At 62.0% G+C, this 19827-nt stretch carries 18 protein-coding genes; 3 read left to right on the forward strand and 15 right to left on the reverse strand.

Annotated elements, in window-relative coordinates:
* Positions 1-8: 8 nt before the first annotated feature.
* From ACU0B3_RS14510 to ACU0B3_RS14575, 14 genes are all read right to left on the reverse strand, one after another.
* Complete coding sequence (locus ACU0B3_RS14510) at positions 9-848, reverse strand: ABC transporter permease (RefSeq protein WP_446261582.1); 840 nt, start codon at positions 846-848, stop codon at positions 9-11.
* Positions 841-1608 carry an ABC transporter ATP-binding protein gene (locus ACU0B3_RS14515; protein ID WP_446261583.1) on the reverse strand — a complete coding sequence of 256 codons (768 nt, stop codon included), beginning with the start codon at positions 1606-1608 and terminating at the stop codon, positions 841-843. The genes ACU0B3_RS14510 and ACU0B3_RS14515 overlap by 8 nt, the downstream gene beginning before the upstream one ends.
* A gap of 51 nt (positions 1609-1659) precedes the next feature.
* Positions 1660-2673 (reverse strand): ABC transporter substrate-binding protein, encoded by a 1014-nt coding sequence (locus ACU0B3_RS14520; protein ID WP_446261584.1) that lies wholly within the window; start codon positions 2671-2673, stop codon positions 1660-1662.
* Positions 2674-2709: 36 nt separating this feature from the next.
* Positions 2710-3378, reverse strand: a complete 669-nt coding sequence (locus ACU0B3_RS14525; RefSeq protein ID WP_446261585.1) for a GntR family transcriptional regulator — start codon at positions 3376-3378, stop codon at positions 2710-2712.
* 253 nt (positions 3379-3631) lie between these two features.
* A complete protein-coding gene (locus ACU0B3_RS14530; protein WP_446261586.1) occupies positions 3632-4915 on the reverse strand; it encodes a TRAP transporter large permease in 1284 nt (427 codons plus the stop codon).
* Positions 4912-5463, reverse strand: a complete 552-nt coding sequence (locus tag ACU0B3_RS14535) for a TRAP transporter small permease subunit (protein WP_446261587.1) — start codon at positions 5461-5463, stop codon at positions 4912-4914. The genes ACU0B3_RS14530 and ACU0B3_RS14535 overlap by 4 nt, the downstream gene beginning before the upstream one ends.
* A 70-nt stretch (positions 5464-5533) precedes the next feature.
* Entirely contained in the window at positions 5534-6559 is a 1026-nt protein-coding gene (locus ACU0B3_RS14540) for a TRAP transporter substrate-binding protein (protein WP_446261588.1), read from the reverse strand.
* 24 nt (positions 6560-6583) lie between these two features.
* Positions 6584-7402 (reverse strand): putative hydro-lyase, encoded by an 819-nt coding sequence (locus tag ACU0B3_RS14545; protein WP_446261589.1) that lies wholly within the window; start codon positions 7400-7402, stop codon positions 6584-6586.
* A 92-nt stretch (positions 7403-7494) separates the two neighbouring features.
* Entirely contained in the window at positions 7495-8373 is an 879-nt protein-coding gene (locus ACU0B3_RS14550) for a LysR family transcriptional regulator (protein WP_446261590.1), read from the reverse strand.
* 184 nt (positions 8374-8557) lie between these two features.
* A complete protein-coding gene (locus ACU0B3_RS14555; protein ID WP_446261591.1) occupies positions 8558-9892 on the reverse strand; it encodes an NAD(P)/FAD-dependent oxidoreductase in 1335 nt (444 codons plus the stop codon).
* 15 nt (positions 9893-9907) lie between these two features.
* On the reverse strand, positions 9908-11458 hold the full coding sequence (locus ACU0B3_RS14560) for a trimethylamine methyltransferase family protein (RefSeq protein WP_446261592.1): 1551 nt from the start codon (positions 11456-11458) through the stop codon (positions 9908-9910).
* 81 nt (positions 11459-11539) lie between these two features.
* A complete protein-coding gene (locus ACU0B3_RS14565) occupies positions 11540-13018 on the reverse strand; it encodes an aldehyde dehydrogenase (RefSeq protein ID WP_446261593.1) in 1479 nt (492 codons plus the stop codon).
* 154 nt (positions 13019-13172) lie between these two features.
* Positions 13173-14078, reverse strand: a complete 906-nt coding sequence (locus tag ACU0B3_RS14570; protein ID WP_446261594.1) for a dihydrodipicolinate synthase family protein — start codon at positions 14076-14078, stop codon at positions 13173-13175.
* The gene (locus ACU0B3_RS14575; RefSeq protein ID WP_446261595.1) at positions 14068-14778 is read right to left on the reverse strand and encodes a GntR family transcriptional regulator; all 711 of its coding nucleotides are present in this window, start codon (positions 14776-14778) and stop codon (positions 14068-14070) included. Before ACU0B3_RS14575 ends, ACU0B3_RS14570 begins: the two co-directional genes overlap by 11 nt.
* A 436-nt stretch (positions 14779-15214) precedes the next feature.
* On the opposite strand from ACU0B3_RS14575, the gene ACU0B3_RS14580 reads away from it, so the two are divergent.
* Together ACU0B3_RS14580 and ACU0B3_RS14585 are read left to right on the forward strand one after the other, a co-directional pair.
* Positions 15215-16501 carry an AAA family ATPase gene (locus ACU0B3_RS14580; protein ID WP_446261596.1) on the forward strand — a complete coding sequence of 429 codons (1287 nt, stop codon included), beginning with the start codon at positions 15215-15217 and terminating at the stop codon, positions 16499-16501.
* Entirely contained in the window at positions 16494-17135 is a 642-nt protein-coding gene (locus ACU0B3_RS14585) for an HNH endonuclease (RefSeq protein WP_446261597.1), read from the forward strand. Before ACU0B3_RS14580 ends, ACU0B3_RS14585 begins: the two co-directional genes overlap by 8 nt.
* A gap of 117 nt (positions 17136-17252) precedes the next feature.
* Here ACU0B3_RS14585 and ACU0B3_RS14590 read toward each other — a convergent pair whose 3' ends face one another.
* Positions 17253-18746: a hypothetical protein gene (locus ACU0B3_RS14590; RefSeq protein ID WP_446261598.1), complete on the reverse strand. Its 1494-nt coding sequence runs from the start codon at positions 18744-18746 to the stop codon at positions 17253-17255.
* A 341-nt stretch (positions 18747-19087) separates the two neighbouring features.
* Between ACU0B3_RS14590 and ACU0B3_RS14595 the strand changes: the two genes are divergently transcribed.
* Complete coding sequence (locus ACU0B3_RS14595) at positions 19088-19681, forward strand: recombinase family protein (RefSeq protein ID WP_446261599.1); 594 nt, start codon at positions 19088-19090, stop codon at positions 19679-19681.
* Positions 19682-19827 lie beyond the last annotated feature (146 nt).

Consider the following 19827-nt stretch of genomic DNA (forward strand, 5'->3'; position numbering starts at 1 on the left):
TTTGGATGTTAGGTGCGCCAGCCCAGGAGCCGACGTTCGATAAGCCCGATGGCCGCGCTCGTCAGCACACCAAGCAATGACAGGATCACAACCCCGGCAAAGAGCCGCTCGAGATCGTAGAGCGAGCCGGCCTCGAGGATGTAGGCCCCGATCCCATACTCGGCGCCCAGCATCTCGGCGGCGACAAGCAGGATGATCGCAATCGCAAGACTGATGCGCAGACCCGAGAGGATCCCCGGCATCGCCCCCGGCAGGACGATTTTGCGCACGATTGACCACCACGAGAGGCCAAAGCTCTGCCCCATGCGGATGAGCGTCCGGTCCACGTTGTCGACGGCGCCGTAGGTGGCGACCACCGTGGGCGTGAAGGTGCCAAAGGCGATCAGCGCGTATTTCGAGCCCTCTCCGATGCCGAACCAGATCACAAAGAGCGGCAAGAGCGCGATCTTGGGGATCGGAAAGATCGCGGCCACAACCGGCACCAGCCCCGAGCGCACGTAGGAGAAAAGCCCGATCAGCACGCCGATCGTGATCCCGAGGCTCGCGCCGATGGCCGCGCCCACGGCCAGACGGCTCAGCGACGGACCCATGTGGCGAAAGAGCATCCCGCTTTCGTAAAGCTCGCGAAACGTGGCCAGCACATCCGAGGGGCGCGGCAGCGTCAGCGCCGAAATCCAGCCCGCCCGCGTGCCCCACTCGGCCACGAGTATGATGACGACGAACACCAGGACCCCGACCCAGCGCCGCGAACGCGGCTTGAACCCGCCGCCGCGAAAGGGGGTCGGTCGAGCCGTGCCCGAGGTCTTCGTGGTGCCCATGGCAGGCGCGTTGGCCGTCAGATCAGACATGAATGAGCTCCGCATCCGCCGCCCGCGCCTCGTCGCGCATGATCTGCCACAGCTTCTGGCGGTGCGCCTCCAGCTCGGCATCGCCAAAGCCGCGCGCGGCGAGCGGCTTGGTGATCTCCACGACCTCGCGAATGCGCCCGGGACGGCGCGACAGGACGACGACCTTGTGCCCGAGCCGCACGGCCTCGTTGAGGTTGTGCGTGACATAGACCGCCGTGAAAGGCTGGCGCGACCAGAGGTCGATCAGATCGTCGATGAGCAGCTCGCGCGTCTGGCTGTCGAGCGCCGAGAGCGGCTCGTCCATCAGCATCACGGCGGGGTTCACCGCCAGCGCGCGGGCAATCGCCACACGCTGCTTCATCCCGCCCGACAGCTGCTTTGGCAAGGCGGTGGCAAAATCGCTCAGCTTGGTGCGCGCCAGCACGTCGTCGATGATCGCCTTGGCGGCAGCGCCGCGGATGCCGTGATCCTCGAGCACCAGCGAGACGTTGCCCGCCACGCTCCGCCACGGAAGCAGGGCAAAGTCCTGAAAGATATAGGTCAGCGGATTGAGGCTGCCCGCGGGTGGCGCGCCGACCTGCAGCACTTCACCCCCGCCGGGCCTCTCGAGCCCACCGATGAACCGCAGAAGCGTCGACTTCCCACAGCCCGAGGGCCCGACGATGCAGACGATCTGCCCCGCCGGGATGTCGAGCGTGATGTCCTTCATCACCTCCACCCCGTCATAGGCGTGGGAGATGTTCCTCAGCTGGATGTCCATATGTCCCCCGTTGCGTAAGGTGGGCCGAGGCCCACCCTACAAGGTCCGCGCTCAGGCGCCGATCGTCTCGACGTACGATGTGTCGATCAGCGTATCGAGGGTGATGTCCTTCGACACCAAATCCTCGGACTGGAACCAGCTCAGCTGATCCTGCACCGAGGCCACGTTGAGCGCCGCACCGGCGTTGAGCCGCATCGTGCCGTTGATGATCGAGGGCGCCGCCTTCTCGCGCGGCCGGTCGGTGTAGACGTATTTGTGGATCAGATCGACCATCGCGTCCTGATCCGCCGTCCCGTCAATCATCGCCGCCGCATAATCGTCGACGCCCTGCGAGAAGCCCGCAAGGAAGCTCTCCGTCATGCCGCGCTCCTCCGCCGCATTCTTGGCCGAGGTGAACACGGTCGTGACCTGGTAGTTCGGCAGGTAGTCGGCCACGTTCCCGATGATGTGCATCGCACCCGAGGCCGCCATCGGCTTGGCGATGTGCGGGACGATGGACCAGCCGTCGACCTGGCCGGACTTCATCGCGCCGATGATCGCGCCGACCTTCTGCAGCGGCACGAACCGCAGGTCGATGCCCTCGGCCTGCGCCATTTTCGAGCCCATGTAGTGGAAGGACGAGCCCGACTGCGTGACCGCATAGCGCTTGCCCGCCAGATCGGCGCAGGTCTTGACTCCGCCCTGGAAGGCCGCATCGGAGGCAAGGTATTTCTGCCCGTCGATCCCTTCCTCTTCGGAAAGCGCGCCGCCGATCACCTTAATCGCGCCCTTGTCGGCGAGGCTGATCAGCCCGCCCGAGATTGCCGTGACGGCGTAGTCCACGTCACCCGAAGCGATCGCGACGGCCATTGGCTGCGCGGCGCTGAAGAACTCGAACTCCACGTCCAGCCCGGCATCGGCAAAGTAGCCCCGCTCAAAGGCCACGAAATTGCCCGAGTGCGAGGTAAAGCGCAGCGCGCCCACCTTGATCTTCTTGTTCATCGCAAGCGCGGGGGCGGCCAGCCCCGTGGCGGCAACCGTGCCGGTCATCAGCGCAAGTGCCTTGCGGCGGTTTAGTGTCATCATGGTCTCTCCTCCCAGATATGTGACATGGTGCAGGTCTCAGCGGGGCGTGGTCAGCTCCGCGGTAATCTCATCCTCGATCAGGCGCAGCGCGGCCGGCTCGTCGCGCTCCAGAATGGCGTCGACCAGCGCACGCTGGCGCGCCTTGCGGGCGGCAAAGTCGAGCCCCCCCTCGCGCAAGAGCGCGAGGCGAAAGCGGCGCGACTGGTCGAAAAAGCGGGCGTGAAGGTCGATCAGGCGCGGGCTCTCACAGGCTTCGATCAATGTGGCGGCAAAGGCGCGGCAGGCCTCGTCCCACTCAAGCGCCTTCAGGTCATCCGGCGTGCTTGCCACCGCCGCCTCCGCCTTGGTCAGCCCGTGCTGCGCGGCGATCACCCGGCCCTCCCAGGCCACATCCCCCAGCTTGAGCGACAGCGCCAATGCGATCTTCTCGATCTCAACCCGCACCATCAGGATGTCGCGCAGGTCGTCCTCGGTGGCGGAGGTCACGCGGAACCCGCGCTGCGCGGTCGCCTCCACCAGCCCCTCGGCCGTCAGCAGGCGCAAGGTCTCCCGCATCGAGTGGTTCGACCCACCATAGCGCTGCCTCAGAGCCTCGATCTTGAGCTTTTGGTCAGGGAGCAGCGTGCCAAAGGAGATGTCGCGGCGCAAAGCAGACGCGAGCATGTGCACCACCGTGGTGTCGTCCTCCTGCTTGCGTCCGAACACTCAAAACCCTCCCCCGATTCCAAAAGTGTTGGAGATTTTTTAGATCGTGACGCAGAGAAGTCAAATCGGTGATGGTAATGCGGTGGAACAAACGGCTTTCGTTTTGACGCGTGAAAAACAGACGTTCACGCGCCGGCCCGAGGGGTGGCGCAATCGCGCCGCCCCATGGGGGCAGGTCGGCGCGGCCTGACAGTGCCTGTCAGGCGGGTGCTTCGATTTAGGCGTGTGTGTGTGTCAGCCCACCGCGCGCCCACTAACTCAGCACTCCCGGCAACCACAGCGCGATGCCTGGAAACGCAATCAAAGCAAACGCCATCAGTAACATCACCAGGACAAACGGCACCGCGCCCAGCATGACCTCGTTGAGCGAGCCGGACTTGCGCGCGCCCTGCACGACATAAAGGTTCAGCCCCACCGGCGGCGTGATCAGCGCCATCTCGATCAGAACGATCATCAGGATGCCGAACCAGATCGGATCGTACCCCAGCGCCACGACGATGGGCACGATGATCGGGATCGTGACCACCATCAGCGACAGCGTCTCGATGAAAAACCCGAGCACCACGTAAAGCAATACGATCACGAGGATGGTCCAGAGCGGCGTGAGACCGAGCCCTTCGAGGAACGCCGTCAGCTCCCGCCCCAGCCCTGCCGAGGCCAGCGTAAAGTTGAGGAAAGACGCGCCGATGACGATGAGCATGATCATCGCGGTGATCTTGACGGTGCCCAGAAGGCTCTGCTCGAGCATCGTCCAGGACACCCCGCCAAAGGCCAGCGCGATGAGAAAGGCCCCCGCCACACCCACCGCAGCCGCCTCCGTCGGTGTCGCCCAGCCAAGGTAAATCGAGCCCACGATCAGGCCAAAGAGCAGCAGGATCGGCACCAGGTCGACCAGCGCTCGCAGCATCTGGGTAAAAGGAAAGAGCCTTCGGTTCCCGCCAAGCTCAGGCCGCACCAGGCAGATGAGCGCGGTCACTGCCATGAAGGCAAGCGCCAGCGCGATGCCCGGGATGAGCCCCGCAAGAAAGAGCTGCGGGATCGAGGATTGGGTGAGAAAGCCGTAGACGATCAGGTTGATCGAAGGCGGGATCATGATCCCCAGCGTACCCCCCGCCGCGATCGCCCCGGAAAAGAGTTTGCGATCGTAGCCCAGCTTTTCGGCCTGCGGCATGGCCACGGTTGCCACCGTCGCCGCCGTCGCCACGGAGGAGCCGGAGGTCGCGGAGAACATCGTCGCCGTCGCCACATTGGCATGCACCAGCCCGCCCGGCAGCCAGCTTACCCACCGGTCGAGCGCCGCATAGGTGCGTGTCGCCACCCCGGACCGCACGAGGATTTCACCCAGCAGCACAAAGAAGGGGATCGCGATCAGCGTCGCGGACTTGGACGAGGTCCACACCATGTTCCCCAGCGCACGGCTGAGCGGAAAGTTGGAAAAGAACTGGTCGATGCCAAAGCCGAGCAGAAAGAGCACGATCCCCACCGGGATCGACAGCGCCAAAAGGCCCAGAAGGCTTGCGGAGACAAAAGCGATCATTTGAGCGTCTCCGCCTCGGCAAAGGCTCCGACAAAACACTCCGTGTCCTCCGCCCTGCCCCGCACGAGCAGCGACAAGGCGCAGAGCGTGACGATGCAGGACATAAGCGCGAACCAGACCCAGCCGGCGAACCAGGGCGTCTGAACCCAGGCCAAAGGCGTCTCAAGTGGCGTGTTGGCGGTCGATCCGTTCTTGAGCGAACGGGCAAGCACCGGCCAAGCCTTCACCGCAATCGCCACGACGACCCCGCTCATGCAGATCATCGCAAAGACGTCAAACAGCGCCCGGACCAGCCCTTGCGTGCGCACCCGCACCAGGTCGATCCGCACATGCCCCAGCTCGAGGAGCGCGTAGGCCATCCCCCAGGACGTGGCGAGCGCCATGGCGTAACTCGCGATCTCGTCCGTCCCGCCAAAGGAGTGCCCCACCTGCCGCAGCACGATGTCCGCCAGCACAAACGCCGCACAGCCCAGCAGGCCCAGACCCACCAGAAGCGCAATCGCGCGGTTGAGACGGCGCAGGGCCGCGATTATGCGGAGTTCGGGCATGGCAGCTCCTTGGACCTTGTCCTTGGCACAAAAAAGCACCGGCAGGAGGTCCCGCCGGTGCCAAAGGCTTTTACTTGATCATCACGCCCACGGTCTCGCCGACGCTCGCGTTCCAGCGCTCCGCCCAGTCGCCGCCTGCGCGCTCCGCCCAGTCGGGCAGCACTTGCGTGGTGAGGATGTCCCGCGCCTTGGCAAAGTCCGCATCCGACGCTTCCACCAGCGTCATCGACCGCGCCTCGCCCGCCGGGCAGTCGCCATTGCCGGTGAGGCACGCGATGTCATTCACGAGCGCGTTCTGCGCGACATCCCAGGCGGCGTCCTCGAACTTGGCCGTGATCTCGGACTGGATCGTCGATTGCGCCTCCGCCGAGAGCCCGTTCCACTTGTCCATGTTCATGGCCGTCACGACGCTGTCCCAGCCGCCCAGCGGGATCGGGAGAAGGTGCGTGGAGACCTCCCACCAGCCCGCCGAATAGCCCGAGCCCGCGCCGGTCACCGCGCAATCCACAACGCCGTTCTGCAAGGCGCCCGGCACTTCGGAGAAGGACACGTTCACGCCTTCTGCGCCAAGCGCCTCCAGCAGCTTGGCGGTCATCCGGCCCGAGGCGCGCACCTTGAGGCCCTGCAGATCGTCGAGGCCCGCAATCTCAGCGTTGCAGAACACGACCTGCGGCGGATAAGGCGCGATGGCGAGCACCTTGGCGTTGAACCGGTCGGCATAGATGTCGTCCACCATCGGACGCGCCGCATCGACCATCGCCCGCGCCTCGTCCGCGCTGAGCGCCAAAAGCGGCACGTCGAGCCCTTCGAGCTCCGGCGCATCCGCCACGGCATAATCGGCGACCGTCATTGCCACGTCATAGACGCCCTGCCCGAGCAGCGGGTAAATCTCGCCCAGTCCCAGACCCATCTGGTTGTGCGTCGTCAGCTCGACGTTGAAGTCGCCCGCAGCTGGCAAAGTCTCGGTCCAGAAGGGCGCCTCGAACTCCTTGTGCAGCGGCAGGCCGGACCAGCTGCCCACCACCGTCAGGTCCTCGGCAAGGGCGGGCGCGGCAAGCGCGGTGGTCGCGGCCAGAACAGTCAAAGTGCGTTTCATGTCAGATCTCCATGTTGCGTTAAGTTAAGCGTTTTCAGGGGTGTAGATCGTCGTCTCCGCATCCTCGGCGACGTCGGTGATAAGCATGTGCCCGGGCGCATGGGTGATGCAGAGCGGCAGCTGCGCGTCGAGGAGCACGTTCTGAGGCGTCACGCCGCAGGCCCAGTAGACGGGAACTTCGCCCGGCTTTACCTCGACCGCGTCGCCGTAGTCGGGCTTGCCAAGATCCGCGATGCCGATAGCCTTTGGATCGCCGGTCGCGATGGGGCCGCCATGTGCCTGCGGGTAGCGCGCCGAGATGGCGTGCGCCTTTGCGACCAGCGCCTCCGGGATCGGGCGCATCGTGACCACCATCGTGCCGGAGAACGGCCCGGCCGGCTGCAGCGCGATGTTCGATCGGTACATCGGTACGTTCCGCCCGCTCTCGATATGCCGCACCGGCACGCCCGCGCGCAAAAGCGCATTCTCGAAGGTGAACGAGCAGCCCAGCGCGACCGTGACCATCTCCTCGGTCCAGAGTGCCGCAATGTCGGTCACCTCCTCGGTCAGCACGCCGCCCCGAAACACCCGGTAACGCGGCACGTCGGTGCGGATGTCGATGTCCTGCCCCAGCGTCGGCAGGAAGGGATCGCCGGTCTCGCTCACCCCCACCACCGGGCAGGGCTTGGGGTTGCGCTGGCAAAACCGCAGGAAGTCCAAGGCAAACCGCTCAGGGAGGATCGCGAGATTGCATTGGAGCTTCCCGGGCGCCAGCCCCGCGGTATGCGCGGCATGGGCGCCGGTGCGGATCATCGCCCGGATCGCGCGGGCATCGGTCGGAAATGTGTCAGACGGCAGAGCCATGAACCCTCGCGGAGCAGCTGCTGGCAGCGTTCCACAGGGCCTTCATTCATTCAAATTATCATTTTCTATCAGGTTTGATCCAATTTTCGGAACTACCCCGGATGCGCCGCGTGCCACGTCGCGGCCACCTGCCCCATGATCCCCGCGCTTTCCTCGACGAGGAAACTTCGCGGCTCGGCAAGGTATGAGGCCGTAAATTCCAGAGCAGGCACGGCGATACCGGGATCGAACTCCACCACCTCGCCCGCCGCCAGAAAGGGCGCTGCCAGCACGCGCGGATAAGGCCCAACCGCGATCCCCGCCGCGATCATCCGCAGGGAGGCCGACAGCGAAGCCGATGAAAAGACGCGCATTTTTGGCCCCACCTTGCGCGCCAGGGCAGACGTCAGCTCCCGGTAGGGCCGGGTCTGGCTGGCATAGGAAATCACCGGCATCCGCGCCAGATCGACGTCCTTCAGATGCGCAGCCTTGTACCAATGCAGCGCGAATTCCGGGAGGGCGACATTGGTCACCGAGAACTCCGAAATCGGGCCCATGAGCACCGCCAGATCGAGCCGCCGCTCAAGCAGCGCGGCGCGCAGGTCCTTGGAGATGTCCACCGTCAGGTCCACGTTCACCCGCGGATAGGCCGCGCTGAACGCCTGGATAAATTCGGGCAGCCACGCCTGCGCGACCGTCTCCGACGCACCGATCCGAAAGAGCCCTTCGGCCTCAGACGGATTGCCCACGCGCTGCTTGATCTCCTCTTCGACAAAGAGCATTTGTTCCGCGTATCCAAGGAGTTGCTGGCCGTGCTTGGTCAGGATAAGCGCCCCCGCACCCCGGTCAAAGAGCTTGGCCTGCAGCTCGGTTTCGAGCGTCGCGATGCGGGTGGAGACCGCGGGCTGCGACAGGTTCAGCTGCTCGGAGGCTTTGCGAAACCCGCCCAGCCGCGCGACCCAGAAGAACGTGCGGAGCTGTTCAAAGGTCATGGGCGTGATCCAGTTTGGTTATCGGTTATGCAGCTTCTCAATAATCAATACGCTGTTTGAACCAGAAGTTCACGCGCCGGCCCGAGGGGTGGCGCAATCGCGCCGCCCCAGTGGGGCGGGTCGGCGCGGCCTGACGTATACGTCAGGCGGGCGCTTTGATTTGGGCGTCAGGTCACGAAGCCGTCTAAAACTCCCGCCCCGCCAGCCATTCCCCCCAACGCAGTCGCGCCGCAGCGCCGAGCTTGGTCAATGGCATCGGCGGCAAAGGCGTCGGATCGGGCGCGGCCATCAGCCAGTCCAAAGTCTCGGAGCCATACCCGGTCGCCAAATCAGCGGCCATCATGCCCGCCAGAGTGCCCTTCACCGTCCCAAGCCCGTTCTGACAGCAGGCGGCAAAGAGCCCGGGCTCTAGTTCCCGCACCACCTGCACGTCATTGCGCGCGAGACACAGCCGCCCGCCCCAGCGGTGCTCCATCGTCACGCCTTTGAGCATCGGGAAACGCGCAGAAAAGGCCTTATCGTGGTCACGGCCCACAGCCTCGATCCGCGCGCCCGTGACCTCCATCGTAGGATCAAAGGTGAAGCGGTTGCGGATCACGATCCGTTCGCCGCCCTGCCCCGAAACGCGCCGCACCGTGGTTCCCATCGGATGCGCAGGAAGGACGCCCCAGTCGGGCGCACCACCGAGCCTTTGCACTTCGTCCTGTGTCAGCGCCCGGGTCATCGAGGCGTAGGTAAAGACGTGCATCAAAGCGTTGGTGTGAAACCCGAAACTCGCCAAATGCCCGTTCACGGCGAGGATCACCCGGCCTGCTTTCACGGTGCCTTGCGGCGTATTCGCTCGCCACCCGACCCCATCACGCTTCAAAGCGGTCACCGGCGTTTGCTCATGCAGGCTCACCCGGTTCGAGCGCAGCCCCTGCGCCACGCCGCGCACATAAAGCGCCGGTTGGATCAGCGCCGCGCCGGGCGTGTAGAGGCCGCTTTGGTAGTAGTCCGTGCCGGTCAGCGCCCTCATCTGCGCCGCATTCCGGCGCTCGAAAGGCTCTCCCATCGCCTCGAGGTGCCGCGCGTAGCGGTCGCTCAGCGCCGCGCCCGTGGCACTGGCCGCCGCATTGAGCTTGCCGGTCCGGCGCATCGCCGCGTCCGGCAGGCCAAACGCCTCCACCATGCTGCGCGCATAGGCAATCGCCATGCGGTTGTCCGCGGTCTGCGCCTGATCGCGCGCGAGGCCGCCTGCGTAATCACCTGACGCCAGATCGTGCGGCAGGTCGATCATGAAGCCCGAATTGCGCCCCGCAGGCCCCTCCCCCACACGGCAAGCATCGAGCAGGAGGATGCGGTCCCCCGGCGCCCGTTCGGTCAGGCGGCGCGTCGCGGCAAGCCCGGCAAAGCCCGCCCCGATCACCAGCCAGTCGGTTGTCACATCGCGGTCCAAGGGCTCTGCCGGCGGCGCATTGGGCAAGAGCCGCGCCCAGCCCGCCGGCCCAGGGTCGCGTGGCAGGCGCGTCACCTTCATGGCCCGCGCCGCACTCTAATGTTCCTGATTGAGCGCATCAGCCGCCGGGATCTCCCGTTCGCGCCGGGCGATGTAGTCGCGCAGGGCTTCGTCCGTGCCGGGGTCGAGCTTGGGCTCTTCATACGCAGCCAAAAGGTCCCGCGCACGGGTCAAGGCACGCTCGGTGATCGAGATGCTGCCCTCGGCCACCCATTGCTCGATCGAGTTGTTGTCGAACATCTCGGGCATGAAGAACGCGCGTTGGAAGTTCTCGAGCGTGTGCGGATGGCCGAGGTAATGCCCTCCGGGGCCGACATCGCCCACCGCCGCCAGCGCCTCGGCGAAATCGTCCCAGCGGATGCCCTCGGCCATGCGGTAGCCCATCGCGCACATCTCGGCGTCGACGATGAATTTGGCGGTCGAGCAGTGCATCCCTGCCTCGTTCCAGCCGGCCGAGTGCCACATGTAGTTGGCCCCCGCCATGAGCACCGCGTTGAGGGTCATCGCGCTTTCGTAGCCCGCTTGGGCGTCGAACATCTTTGCCCCGCCCAGCGTGTTGGACGTCCGCCAGGGCACGCCGTAGTGCCGCGCCATCTGCCCGATCATGAAGTTCATCAGGCTGATCTCAGGGGTGCCTGCCATGGGGGCACCGGACTTCATCGAGACCGTGCTGAGGTAGTGGCCGTAGATCGCAGGCGCACCCTTGCGGATCACCTGGGTGTAGGCGAGCGCGGAGAGCGCCTCGGCGTTGAGCTGCGCCACCGTGGGTGCGACCGAGGCGGGTGTGTTCGCGCCACCCAGAACGAACGGCGAGCAGAGCACCGGCTGGTTGCGCCGGGAGAAGGCCCGCAGAGCGCCCAGCATCGTCTCGTCCCAAACGAGCGGCGAGTTGCCGTTGCAATTGCCCGTCACCACCGGGTGCGTCTCGAGGAACGCCTCGCCAAAGACGATCGCGCACATGTCGAGCACGTCTTCAGCGTTCTTCGGCGAGGTCGTCATCCCCATGAAGGTCTTGTCCGAGTGCTTCATCGACGAATAGGTGATCCGCAGATGGCGCTGGCTGATCGGGTGATCGTAGGGCTCGACGATGTGGTGCGCCGAAGAGTGCAGCGCGGGCAGCATATGCGCGAGCTTGTGGAACATCGCGAGGTCACCCAGCGTCGGGTTGCGCCGGTCGTCGTTCAGATCCCGCAGGTAGGGCGCGCCGGTCATGGGGATGAAAATCCCGTGGTCCTTGCCAAAGGGCAGGCTCTTGGCAGGATCGCGCGCGTGGTAGGTGAAGGTCTCGGGGATCGTCGCGATCAGCTCGCGCACGAGGAAGCGGTCGAGGTAGACCATCTCTCCGTCGACCTTGGCGCCCGCTTGCTTCCAATCTGCGAGCGCGATCTCGTCCCGGAATTGCACGCCCACGTTTTCGAGGATGTGCATGGAGGCGGCGTCGATCTTGTCGATCTGGCCCGCGTCCATCGGTTCGGTCAGCGGCAGCTTGCGCTTGAGCGCCGGCAGCATGGTCGTGTCAAAGGCCGTCCTTTTGGCCTTGCGCGCGCCCCGTCCGCGGCGGGTGGTGCCGACCGCCGCGACCGTCATGGCCGGGGATGGGTGGAACCACCCATCCTACTTTGCGCGACATCCCGTAGGATGGGTGCTTGCACCCATCCCGGCTTGAGGTCACCCCACATTGTCACCGTCCTTCGGATCGCTCAGATCGACCCAGATCGTCTTGGTTTCCGTGTACTGGTCATGCGCGTGGATGCCATTGTCGCGCCCGCCAAAGCCCGACTGCTTGTACCCTCCGAAAGGCGTTGCGTGGTTGCCCTCGCCATAGCAATTGACCGTGACGGTGCCTGCTTTGATCTGCCGTGCCGCGCGCAGGGCCGTGCGGACGTGGGAGGTGAAGACCGAGGCCGCGAGACCGTAGCTCGTGTCGTTGGCGACCGCGATGGCTTCGTCCGTCGAGGCGACCTCGATGACCGCGAGGATGGGGCCGAAGATCTCGTCCTTGGCCTTGGGATCGTCTTTGGCAACCTCATAGACCTTGGGCGTGATGTAGGGCCCGTCGGCTGCGTCGCCTTCCTTGAGGTAAGCGGACACCTTCTTGCAATGCTCGGCGTCGATCAAAACGCCGAGGTGGTTCGCGGGATCGAGCGGATCGCCCGTCTTCCAGTCGCGCAGACGGGCGGTGATGCGTTCGAGGAGCGGCGCCTTGACCGCGCTGTGCACGATGAGGCGGGAGGCGGCGGAGCAGTTCTCCCCCATGTTCCAAAAGGCCGCGTTCACCACATGCTCGGCCACGTGATCGAGGTTCTCGGCGTCCTTCAGCACCACCGCCGGGTTCTTGCCGCCGCATTCGAGCGTCACCTTCTTGAGGTTGCTCTCGCCGGCATAGGTCAGAAAGCGTTTCCCGGTCTCCGTCGACCCCGTGAACGTGACCATGTCCACGTCCATGTGGCGGCCCAGGGGCTCGCCCACCGACGGGCCATCGCCGGGCAGCACTTGCAGCACCCCGCGTGGCACGCCCGCCATATGCGCCAACTCGGCCACGCGCAGCGCGGTCAAAGACGTCTGCTCGGCGGGCTTCACGATCACCGAGCAGCCCGCCGCCAGCGCCGGCCCGATCTTCCACGCCAGCATCAGCAACGGAAAGTTCCAGGGCAAGACGGCGGCCACCACGCCAATCGGCTCGCGCACGACCATGGCGATGGCGTCGTCTCCGGTGGGCGCAGTCTGGTCGTAGATCTTGTCGGCGGTCTCGGCATGCCACTTGAGGCAGGCCATGGCCTCGGGCAGGTCGATGAGCTCACAATCGCGGATCGGCTTGCCGCTTTCGAGGCTTTCCATCACCGCCAGCTCGCGGCGGCGGCGGGTCATGTACTTGACCAGCTTGATCAGCACGTCCTTGCGGTGGCTTGGGTCGGCACGTGACCAATGGCCCTGATCGAACGCCTCCCGCGCCTTTTGAACGGCGAGCTCCACGTCTTCGAGTCCGGCGGTCGAAATCGTGGCGAGCACCTCCCCCGTTGCGGGGTTGAGCGTCTCCATGTCCTTGCCAGTGCCTACGCGAAACTTCCCATCGATGAAGGGCGTGCGCGGCAGGTCCAGATCGGCGGCAATTGCAGCGTACTCGGCGCGGGTGAGAAGGTCAGTCATTGTAGATCGCTCCGTTTGAGGCCGGGCAGCGCCGTCCCGGGGGGTGGCGTGAAGCGCCGCCCGTTTTGCCGCAAGCAAACCTTTGGTTTGACGGGGGCGGGTCGGCTCTGCCCGGCGCAAGGCGCCGGGCCAAAGGAAAGAGTGACGGAGCGCATCATTGATTGCCTTCTATCGCGGCCAGCGCGCGGTCCATGGTGCGCACCACCTCCTCCAACTCACGCCGGGCGTCTTTGTTGAGCGGTTGCAAGGGTTTGCGCGGCGGCCCTGCGTCGATGCCGCGGAGCGTCAGCCCATATTTGATACACTGTACAAAGGCGCCGCCCTGTTCGAGCACGCGCATCAGCGGCAGCATCGCCGACATGATCGCGCGGCCCTTGGTGAAGTCGCCTTCCACCGCGCAGGCGCGATAAAGGGCGATATGCGCGTGCGGGGCAAAGTTCGATCCGGCACAGACCCAGGACCGTGCGCCCCAGGCAAAGAATTCGAGCGCCTGATCGTCCATCCCGCAGCTCAAAGCGATATGCGGGTAGTCGCGAGCGAGCATGTGGAGGCGGTTCGGATCGCCCGAGCTCTCCTTGATCGCGCAAAAGTTGGGCGAGCGCCCGAGCCGGTCGAGGCACTCGGCGTCCATGTTCACGCTCATGCGCCCCGGATAGTTGTAGAGCATCACCGGCAGGTTCGCCGCGCGGTCGATGGCGAGCGCATGAAGGGCGATCTCCCTACCGGTAGGATAGGCGTAGGGCGGCGTCGCGACGAGCAGTGCATCGGCGCCAGCCTCCACCGCCGCCTCGGCGTACATGACCGAGTCCTCGGTCCGCATCGCCCCCGTCCCCGCAATCATCGGCACGCGCCCGCCCATGAGCGCCTTCACGCGCCCCATCATCTCGATCCGCTCTTCGGGCGACTGGGCATAGTACTCGCCTGTCGTGCCCGCCACGATAATCCCGTGCACACCGGCGTCGATCAGGAACTCGACCGTCTCGCCAAGCGCCTTTTCATTGAGCGAAAAGTCCGCGTGGTAGGGCGTGACAAGCGGCGTGTAGATGCCTTCAAAGCGCATCGGCGGTCTCCGGTGTGGCGGATGGCGGCGCATCCAGCGGCAGGGGATCGGGCCTGACAAAGCGCGCGATCCGGTCCTTGGACAGGTCCCAATGCTCGAGCGCCAGCGCCGCGTGGACATCGGCGTCGCGCGCCTCGATCGCGGCGATCATCGCCTCGTGATGCGCCACCGCCGAGGTCACGAGGTCCGCATCCTCGGGCGTCGCGGGTCGAAAGAAGGTCTGGCTGAGCCGCGTGTGGTCGATCAGCAGCCGGTCAAGACAGGCCGTCAGGTAGGGGTTGTGCGCCATCGCGCCGATCTCGGCGTGAAAGGCGTGGTTGCCGAGCGCCGCCGCCCGCGTCTCTCCGGCCAGGGCCGCCCTGGCAAAGCCGCGCTGCGTCTCCTTGAGCTGGGTGATCTGCGCGGCGGTCGCGTTTTCCGCCGCGAGACGCGCGATGGCCGCGTAGATCATGGGCGCTGTCTGAAAGAACGTGCGCAGCTCGGCGATGCTCATCGCTGCCACCGTCGCCCCGCGCCCGGCGTTCAGCACCACGTAGCCCGCCCCCGCGAGCCGCTGCAGCACCTCGCGCAGCGGCGTGCGCGACATCCCGTACTGCGCCGCCACGCGCGCCTCATCGAGATCCTCTCCCGGCGCCAGCTCCTGCAGGAGAATCCGCTGGATCAGGTCTTGCTGGCAGTGCTCTTTGGTTGGCTTTGACACGAGAGGACCTGATTGTGTGGTGCGTGTATACGCTACGTACACAAAATGAGTCGGGCAAGTTTTTCGGTCGCCGGGTAAGACGGACATACGAATTGTCGGAGCGACAAAGCACGGAGCAGGCGCGTGCGCGTGCGCGTGCGCGTGCGCGTGCGCGTGCGCGTGCGCGTGCGCGTGCGCGTGCGCGTGCGCGTCTGTTTTTCAGGCTTTAAATGGAGAGATGGTGCCCCCACACGGATGTTTGCATGGCTAAAACCCTTTATTTTATAGGGGTTTGCCTAGCATGCAGAGGGCCGCTTGTGTAGTGTTTGTGTAGCGTTTTTCGCCTGTCTATCTGTTTTTTATTGGACTTACTTGAGATATATCGAGCTAAGGTTGTGGACTTTACGGACTTCAACTAGCGTTGTCGGGACGGTAAAGCAAAGGCGAAGCAGATTTCATGCAATTCAAGTCGATCTCGTTGGCGGAATGGAGGCAATTCAAAGACGTTGAGATAAAGCTGCACCCCAGACTGACAATCTTGACTGGTCCAAACGGTTCAGGAAAAAGTACGCTACTTTCCCTGTTAAACTTGAGTACTGTCTCACCGCATGAAGAACCATTCTTGGCCACACCAGTAAGTGACAAGAAGTCGGGCAGGTCTGGCTTTAGCATTGGGACGCTGTTCGCTCGCTTCAACCCATTCAAAAAAAGCACGACAAATGGCCCAGAGGAAGACCGGCACAGCATTGGCCTTCTGACGTATGCGTCAGGTGACCACGCTTCTCTGGAAGTAATAGGAAACAGCGATCTTCAATATCAGATTAATATTAATGGACGGGTTGCAATCCCAGGGTTCAAAATTGCTTCTCATCGAGCTTTGCCGCGTTACCAGGCCGTAAAAAACTTGCCGGTCTCTGGCATTAAACCAAAGGAAGCATTCGACTATTTTGCTCAATCGTCATCTTCTTACCAACGAGGTGGTCGCCTTCATCGTGATGGTCGAAACGTAGAAAATCCAATCGCACCCCTCAAGGAGACTTTAATTGGGTTTGCGGCATTTGGGGCTGATAATGCACACATGAAAGCCGTGCCAGAATTGGTCGGCCTTTATAATGAGTTCCAAGAAACTTTAGGAACTCTCCTCCCCACCGAAATTGGTTTCCAAACGCTTGAGGTAAGGAGCCCTGAAATAGTCGTTGTAACCAAGACTGGCGAATTTCCAATTGATTCAGCGTCTGGTGGTCTCATGGCATTGATTCAGACTGCTTGGCAGATTTTCTTATTCACAAAGGCCAATGGGGAAGACGCTGTCGTTCTGATTGATGAGCCGGAAAATCACCTTCACCCCTCGTTGCAGCGAGATTTTTTGAGCAATTTAGTCCGAACGTTTTCGCAAACACAGTTCGTTGTAGCTACACACTCACCGTTCATTATTTCATCAGTCAAAGACTCATTTATCTATGCGCTTCGATATGTAACTCTTTCGAACGATGCTTCGGCAGTCACCGCGCAACTTGTCGAATTGGAAAGCAAGGCAGGAAGTGCGTCAAAGATACTGGATGAAGTCCTTGGCGTCTCTGTGACCATCCCCGCGTGGGCGGAGGAGGAGCTCGACGCAATTTCGGAGCGGTTCGAGAAATCGACTTTGTCCGAGCAATCAATAAAAAACCTGCGAGAGGAACTCCGGGAAGCTGGACTTTCTCAGTTCTTCCCAGAGGCAGTTGGGCGGATCGCCCGTGATTAAGCTTAAGAAGGGTCAAGAGCCGCAAGTGCTGAAAGACAATAGTTCTACTTGGACGAAGGAGCTACTTGCTGCGATTGCTGCGAACGACAAAGACGAAATCAAGCGAAAGACCAAGCGCTACAATCACCCTGAGGTCAAATCAGCACTAAAGCAGGAAACAAAAGAGAAGTGCGCATATTGTGAAGCGAAAGTCACGGCGGTCGCACACGGGGACATAGAGCATGTCACACCCAAGTCAATCGACAGGTCGCTTACGTTTTTGTGGGAGAACCTCACATTTGCCTGTCAAATCTGCAATCAGAAGAAATCCGCCAAAGAAGATATTCTTGATCCATACAGCGATCAACCTGACGATCATCTGTTCTTCGCAGGCGCATTTGTTAAGGGCAGGACACCGGAAGGTACTCGCACGGTACTTGAACTGGACCTCAACCGGGCTCCGCTTTTGGAAAGCCGAAACCGCGAGATTGAGAGATATGCCGGTGAGGTTGAAAAGGTCTTCCTGGTACAGGATGTCGAATTGAAACGGCTGTTGTTTGATAGCCTTATTGCTGAGCTGGAATCGGGTGAACCAGAGCATATCGCGGCCTGTAGAGTTGTGCTTGAAACCTATGGAAAGCAACTGGCTGCTTAACTAAATTCAATCTTTTCCGGAGTTGGCTTAAGGGGTGGCGGTCGCCGATTACACCGACCCTACGCTGGTGTTCTCATTCCCGCTTAGAACGATCTTCCCACCAAGGCAGCAGACGCCCTAGATCATCGGCGTAGCGATAACCCCTCGTTTCTGAAGAGCTATTGCCCTGAGAGTCAAAAACAGAGCATCGAGCCGCCAACCCATTCGTTCATCTGAGTGAATTTCGATCAGCGCTTCCTTGAAGGTTGTCGGTGTGGCGACAGAAAGCACTCTTGCAAGTTCCGGTATAGCGACGAATGTGATCGGCCTTCGGTCTTGTGCGGTTATTTCAGGTTCTTTTTGTTTCGCCATGGTTTCAGCATCTTCAAGCACCTCTAGCCGCAAGGACTCTGCCATTGTCAAACAGTTGTCGAGGGTTAGCACAACACCCACGGCGTCATCTCTTAGATCGAATCCGGTCACACCCCGACGGCAGTGGGAGAAGAAGCGCCATAGCTGGAATACAGCCTTCGTCATGTCCTCATATCCCCGTGCAACATGAGGGTCTTTACCGAACATAGCCTCTTGCGACATTCTTGTGGCCTTGCACTCAAGCGCGATGTCAAGCTGTCCATTAACCATGCACAGTATGTCAGGTGAGACAAATGTTTGCGGCTTCTTTCGATAGCTAAACTCGGGCTTCCACTCTGGCCCTTCAAGAGCCTCTGAAAGGTGTTTACAACAATAGTCTTCAAACCGCCGCCCATAGTAATCTCTGATAGGGCCACCGCCACCTACGACATCGTAGAAAACACCGGATGTAACGCGTTCAAGAATTAATTCTGGTAAAGGGGCGCGGACCCTTTCGCCATTCTCGCCAAAACGCAGGCAGGGTGCTTGGCGCAATATCGAAGGCTTGTCGGCTGTATGGATGACGCTTCGACGCCTTGCTCGCGCTAGTTTTGCTGCCACAGGAAAGGGCAGAGCGATCAGAGCGAGAACTTTCTCGACCTCTTCCCATTCGACTTCAAGCTTTGCCCAACTGTTGTCGTTGCGGACTACAGGAAAGTTCATCAAGGAAACAAACAGCATGAAGCCGATCTGCGAGAACCGGTTGAATGAAATACCGTGGGTGCTTGAAAAATATCTTGCACATTCACCCTGTCCGCAGACAAAGGCGTTCCGGTAAAACTGTGGTATGTTGACATAGCCGCGCTGCCAGTCGAATTGCCTTGCCGCGATACGCCCCATCTCAATAAAGATGTCTTGTCGCTTCTTTTGAATGCTGAACTCTGCGTTCTCAAGCTCTCGGAGCCAACGGGCGCAGTTTAGCGACGAACGAAAGTGATCACAGCGCAAGGACCGAACCTTCCCAGACTTCCTTGGCTTCACCTTGGGAACTGTCATCAGCTCATTGGCTAGCGTTTCGATTTCCCATGGTTTGATAGACAGCGGGTCTGCAAACTCTGCATTAGTTGCGCCGTCCGGAATGGTCTGCGGATCAAAGTACTTTCGTCCAACATCTGGTGTTTCAGACTGGAGCATGTGGGTAGCCCAAAGCAATTGTATGAATTCTTCGTCGCCAGCCGCTTCAAGAAGCTTGTTTAGTTTTTTCCGATAATATGACCGCATCAAACTCTTGCCCTACGGTTGAGGCCTCCAACCAATTTTTGGGTCAAATTTTCGAGGACCCTTAGCGTTATCTCACTCATCGCGATTTCCCCCCTATGACCTTTCATACAGGACAGTGAGGTATACCGGGGGCTTACCTCGTTACAGGGCCAGTGACTTTGATGCCAGCCGATAATCAAAGGTGATCTCTGTTTGCTTAGGGGACGGGGGGGTGTCTCGCAGGGCTTGGTCTATTGAGTCGCCTCAAGGGGCACCGAAAAGTGTCTCAAAAGAATCGTATTGACATTTTGAGGCAGGATGGAGTCGAATGTCTTAGACCCCAATGAGACAGGAATTGACCCATGAACACCACCACACCTAAAGGCATCTGCATCGGCTATGCCCGGACCTCCACCCTTGACCAGAAGGCGGGGCTGGACGCGCAGAAGCGTGACCTCGAAGCGGCGGGCTGCGACAGGCTCTTCATTGAGCAGGTGTCCTCGGTGGACGTGAAGGAACGGCACAAACTGGCAGAGGCGCTGGACTTCATGCGCGAAGGCGACACCCTGACCGTGACCCGGCTGGACCGCCTGGCGCGTTCCACGCAACACCTGCTGGAAGTGCTGACCGCCATCACTGACAAGGGCGCGGCTCTGCGCATCCTCGATATGGGCATCGACACCCGGACCCCTACGGGCAAGCTGCTGCTGACCGTCATGGGGGGCGTGGCGGAGTTTGAGCGGTCCATCATGTTGGAACGCCAGAGGGAGGGCATCGCCAAGGCCAAGGCGGCGGGCAAATACAAGGGGCGCAAGCCGACCGCGCGGGCAAAGGCGGACGATGTGAAGCGTCTGCATACTGGTGGGATGGGTGCGACAGCGATTGCGCGTGAGGTGGGCATCGGGCGGGCGTCGGTCTATCGGATTCTGGCGGCAGATGGGGCCGGAGCGGGGTGATTGCCGAGCCTTTGTGATTCCTATCTGCTTTGAAAGTTGCGCGACCAGAGAAACCCCTTTGAGGCTTCCTGCTGGTAAGTTGCACCCTTTGGAAGAACAGTCTTCTCCGCGCACACCAAGGTTGCACGAATAGAAACCCCTAGCAG

Source organism: Pseudaestuariivita sp. (genome assembly GCF_052825805.1).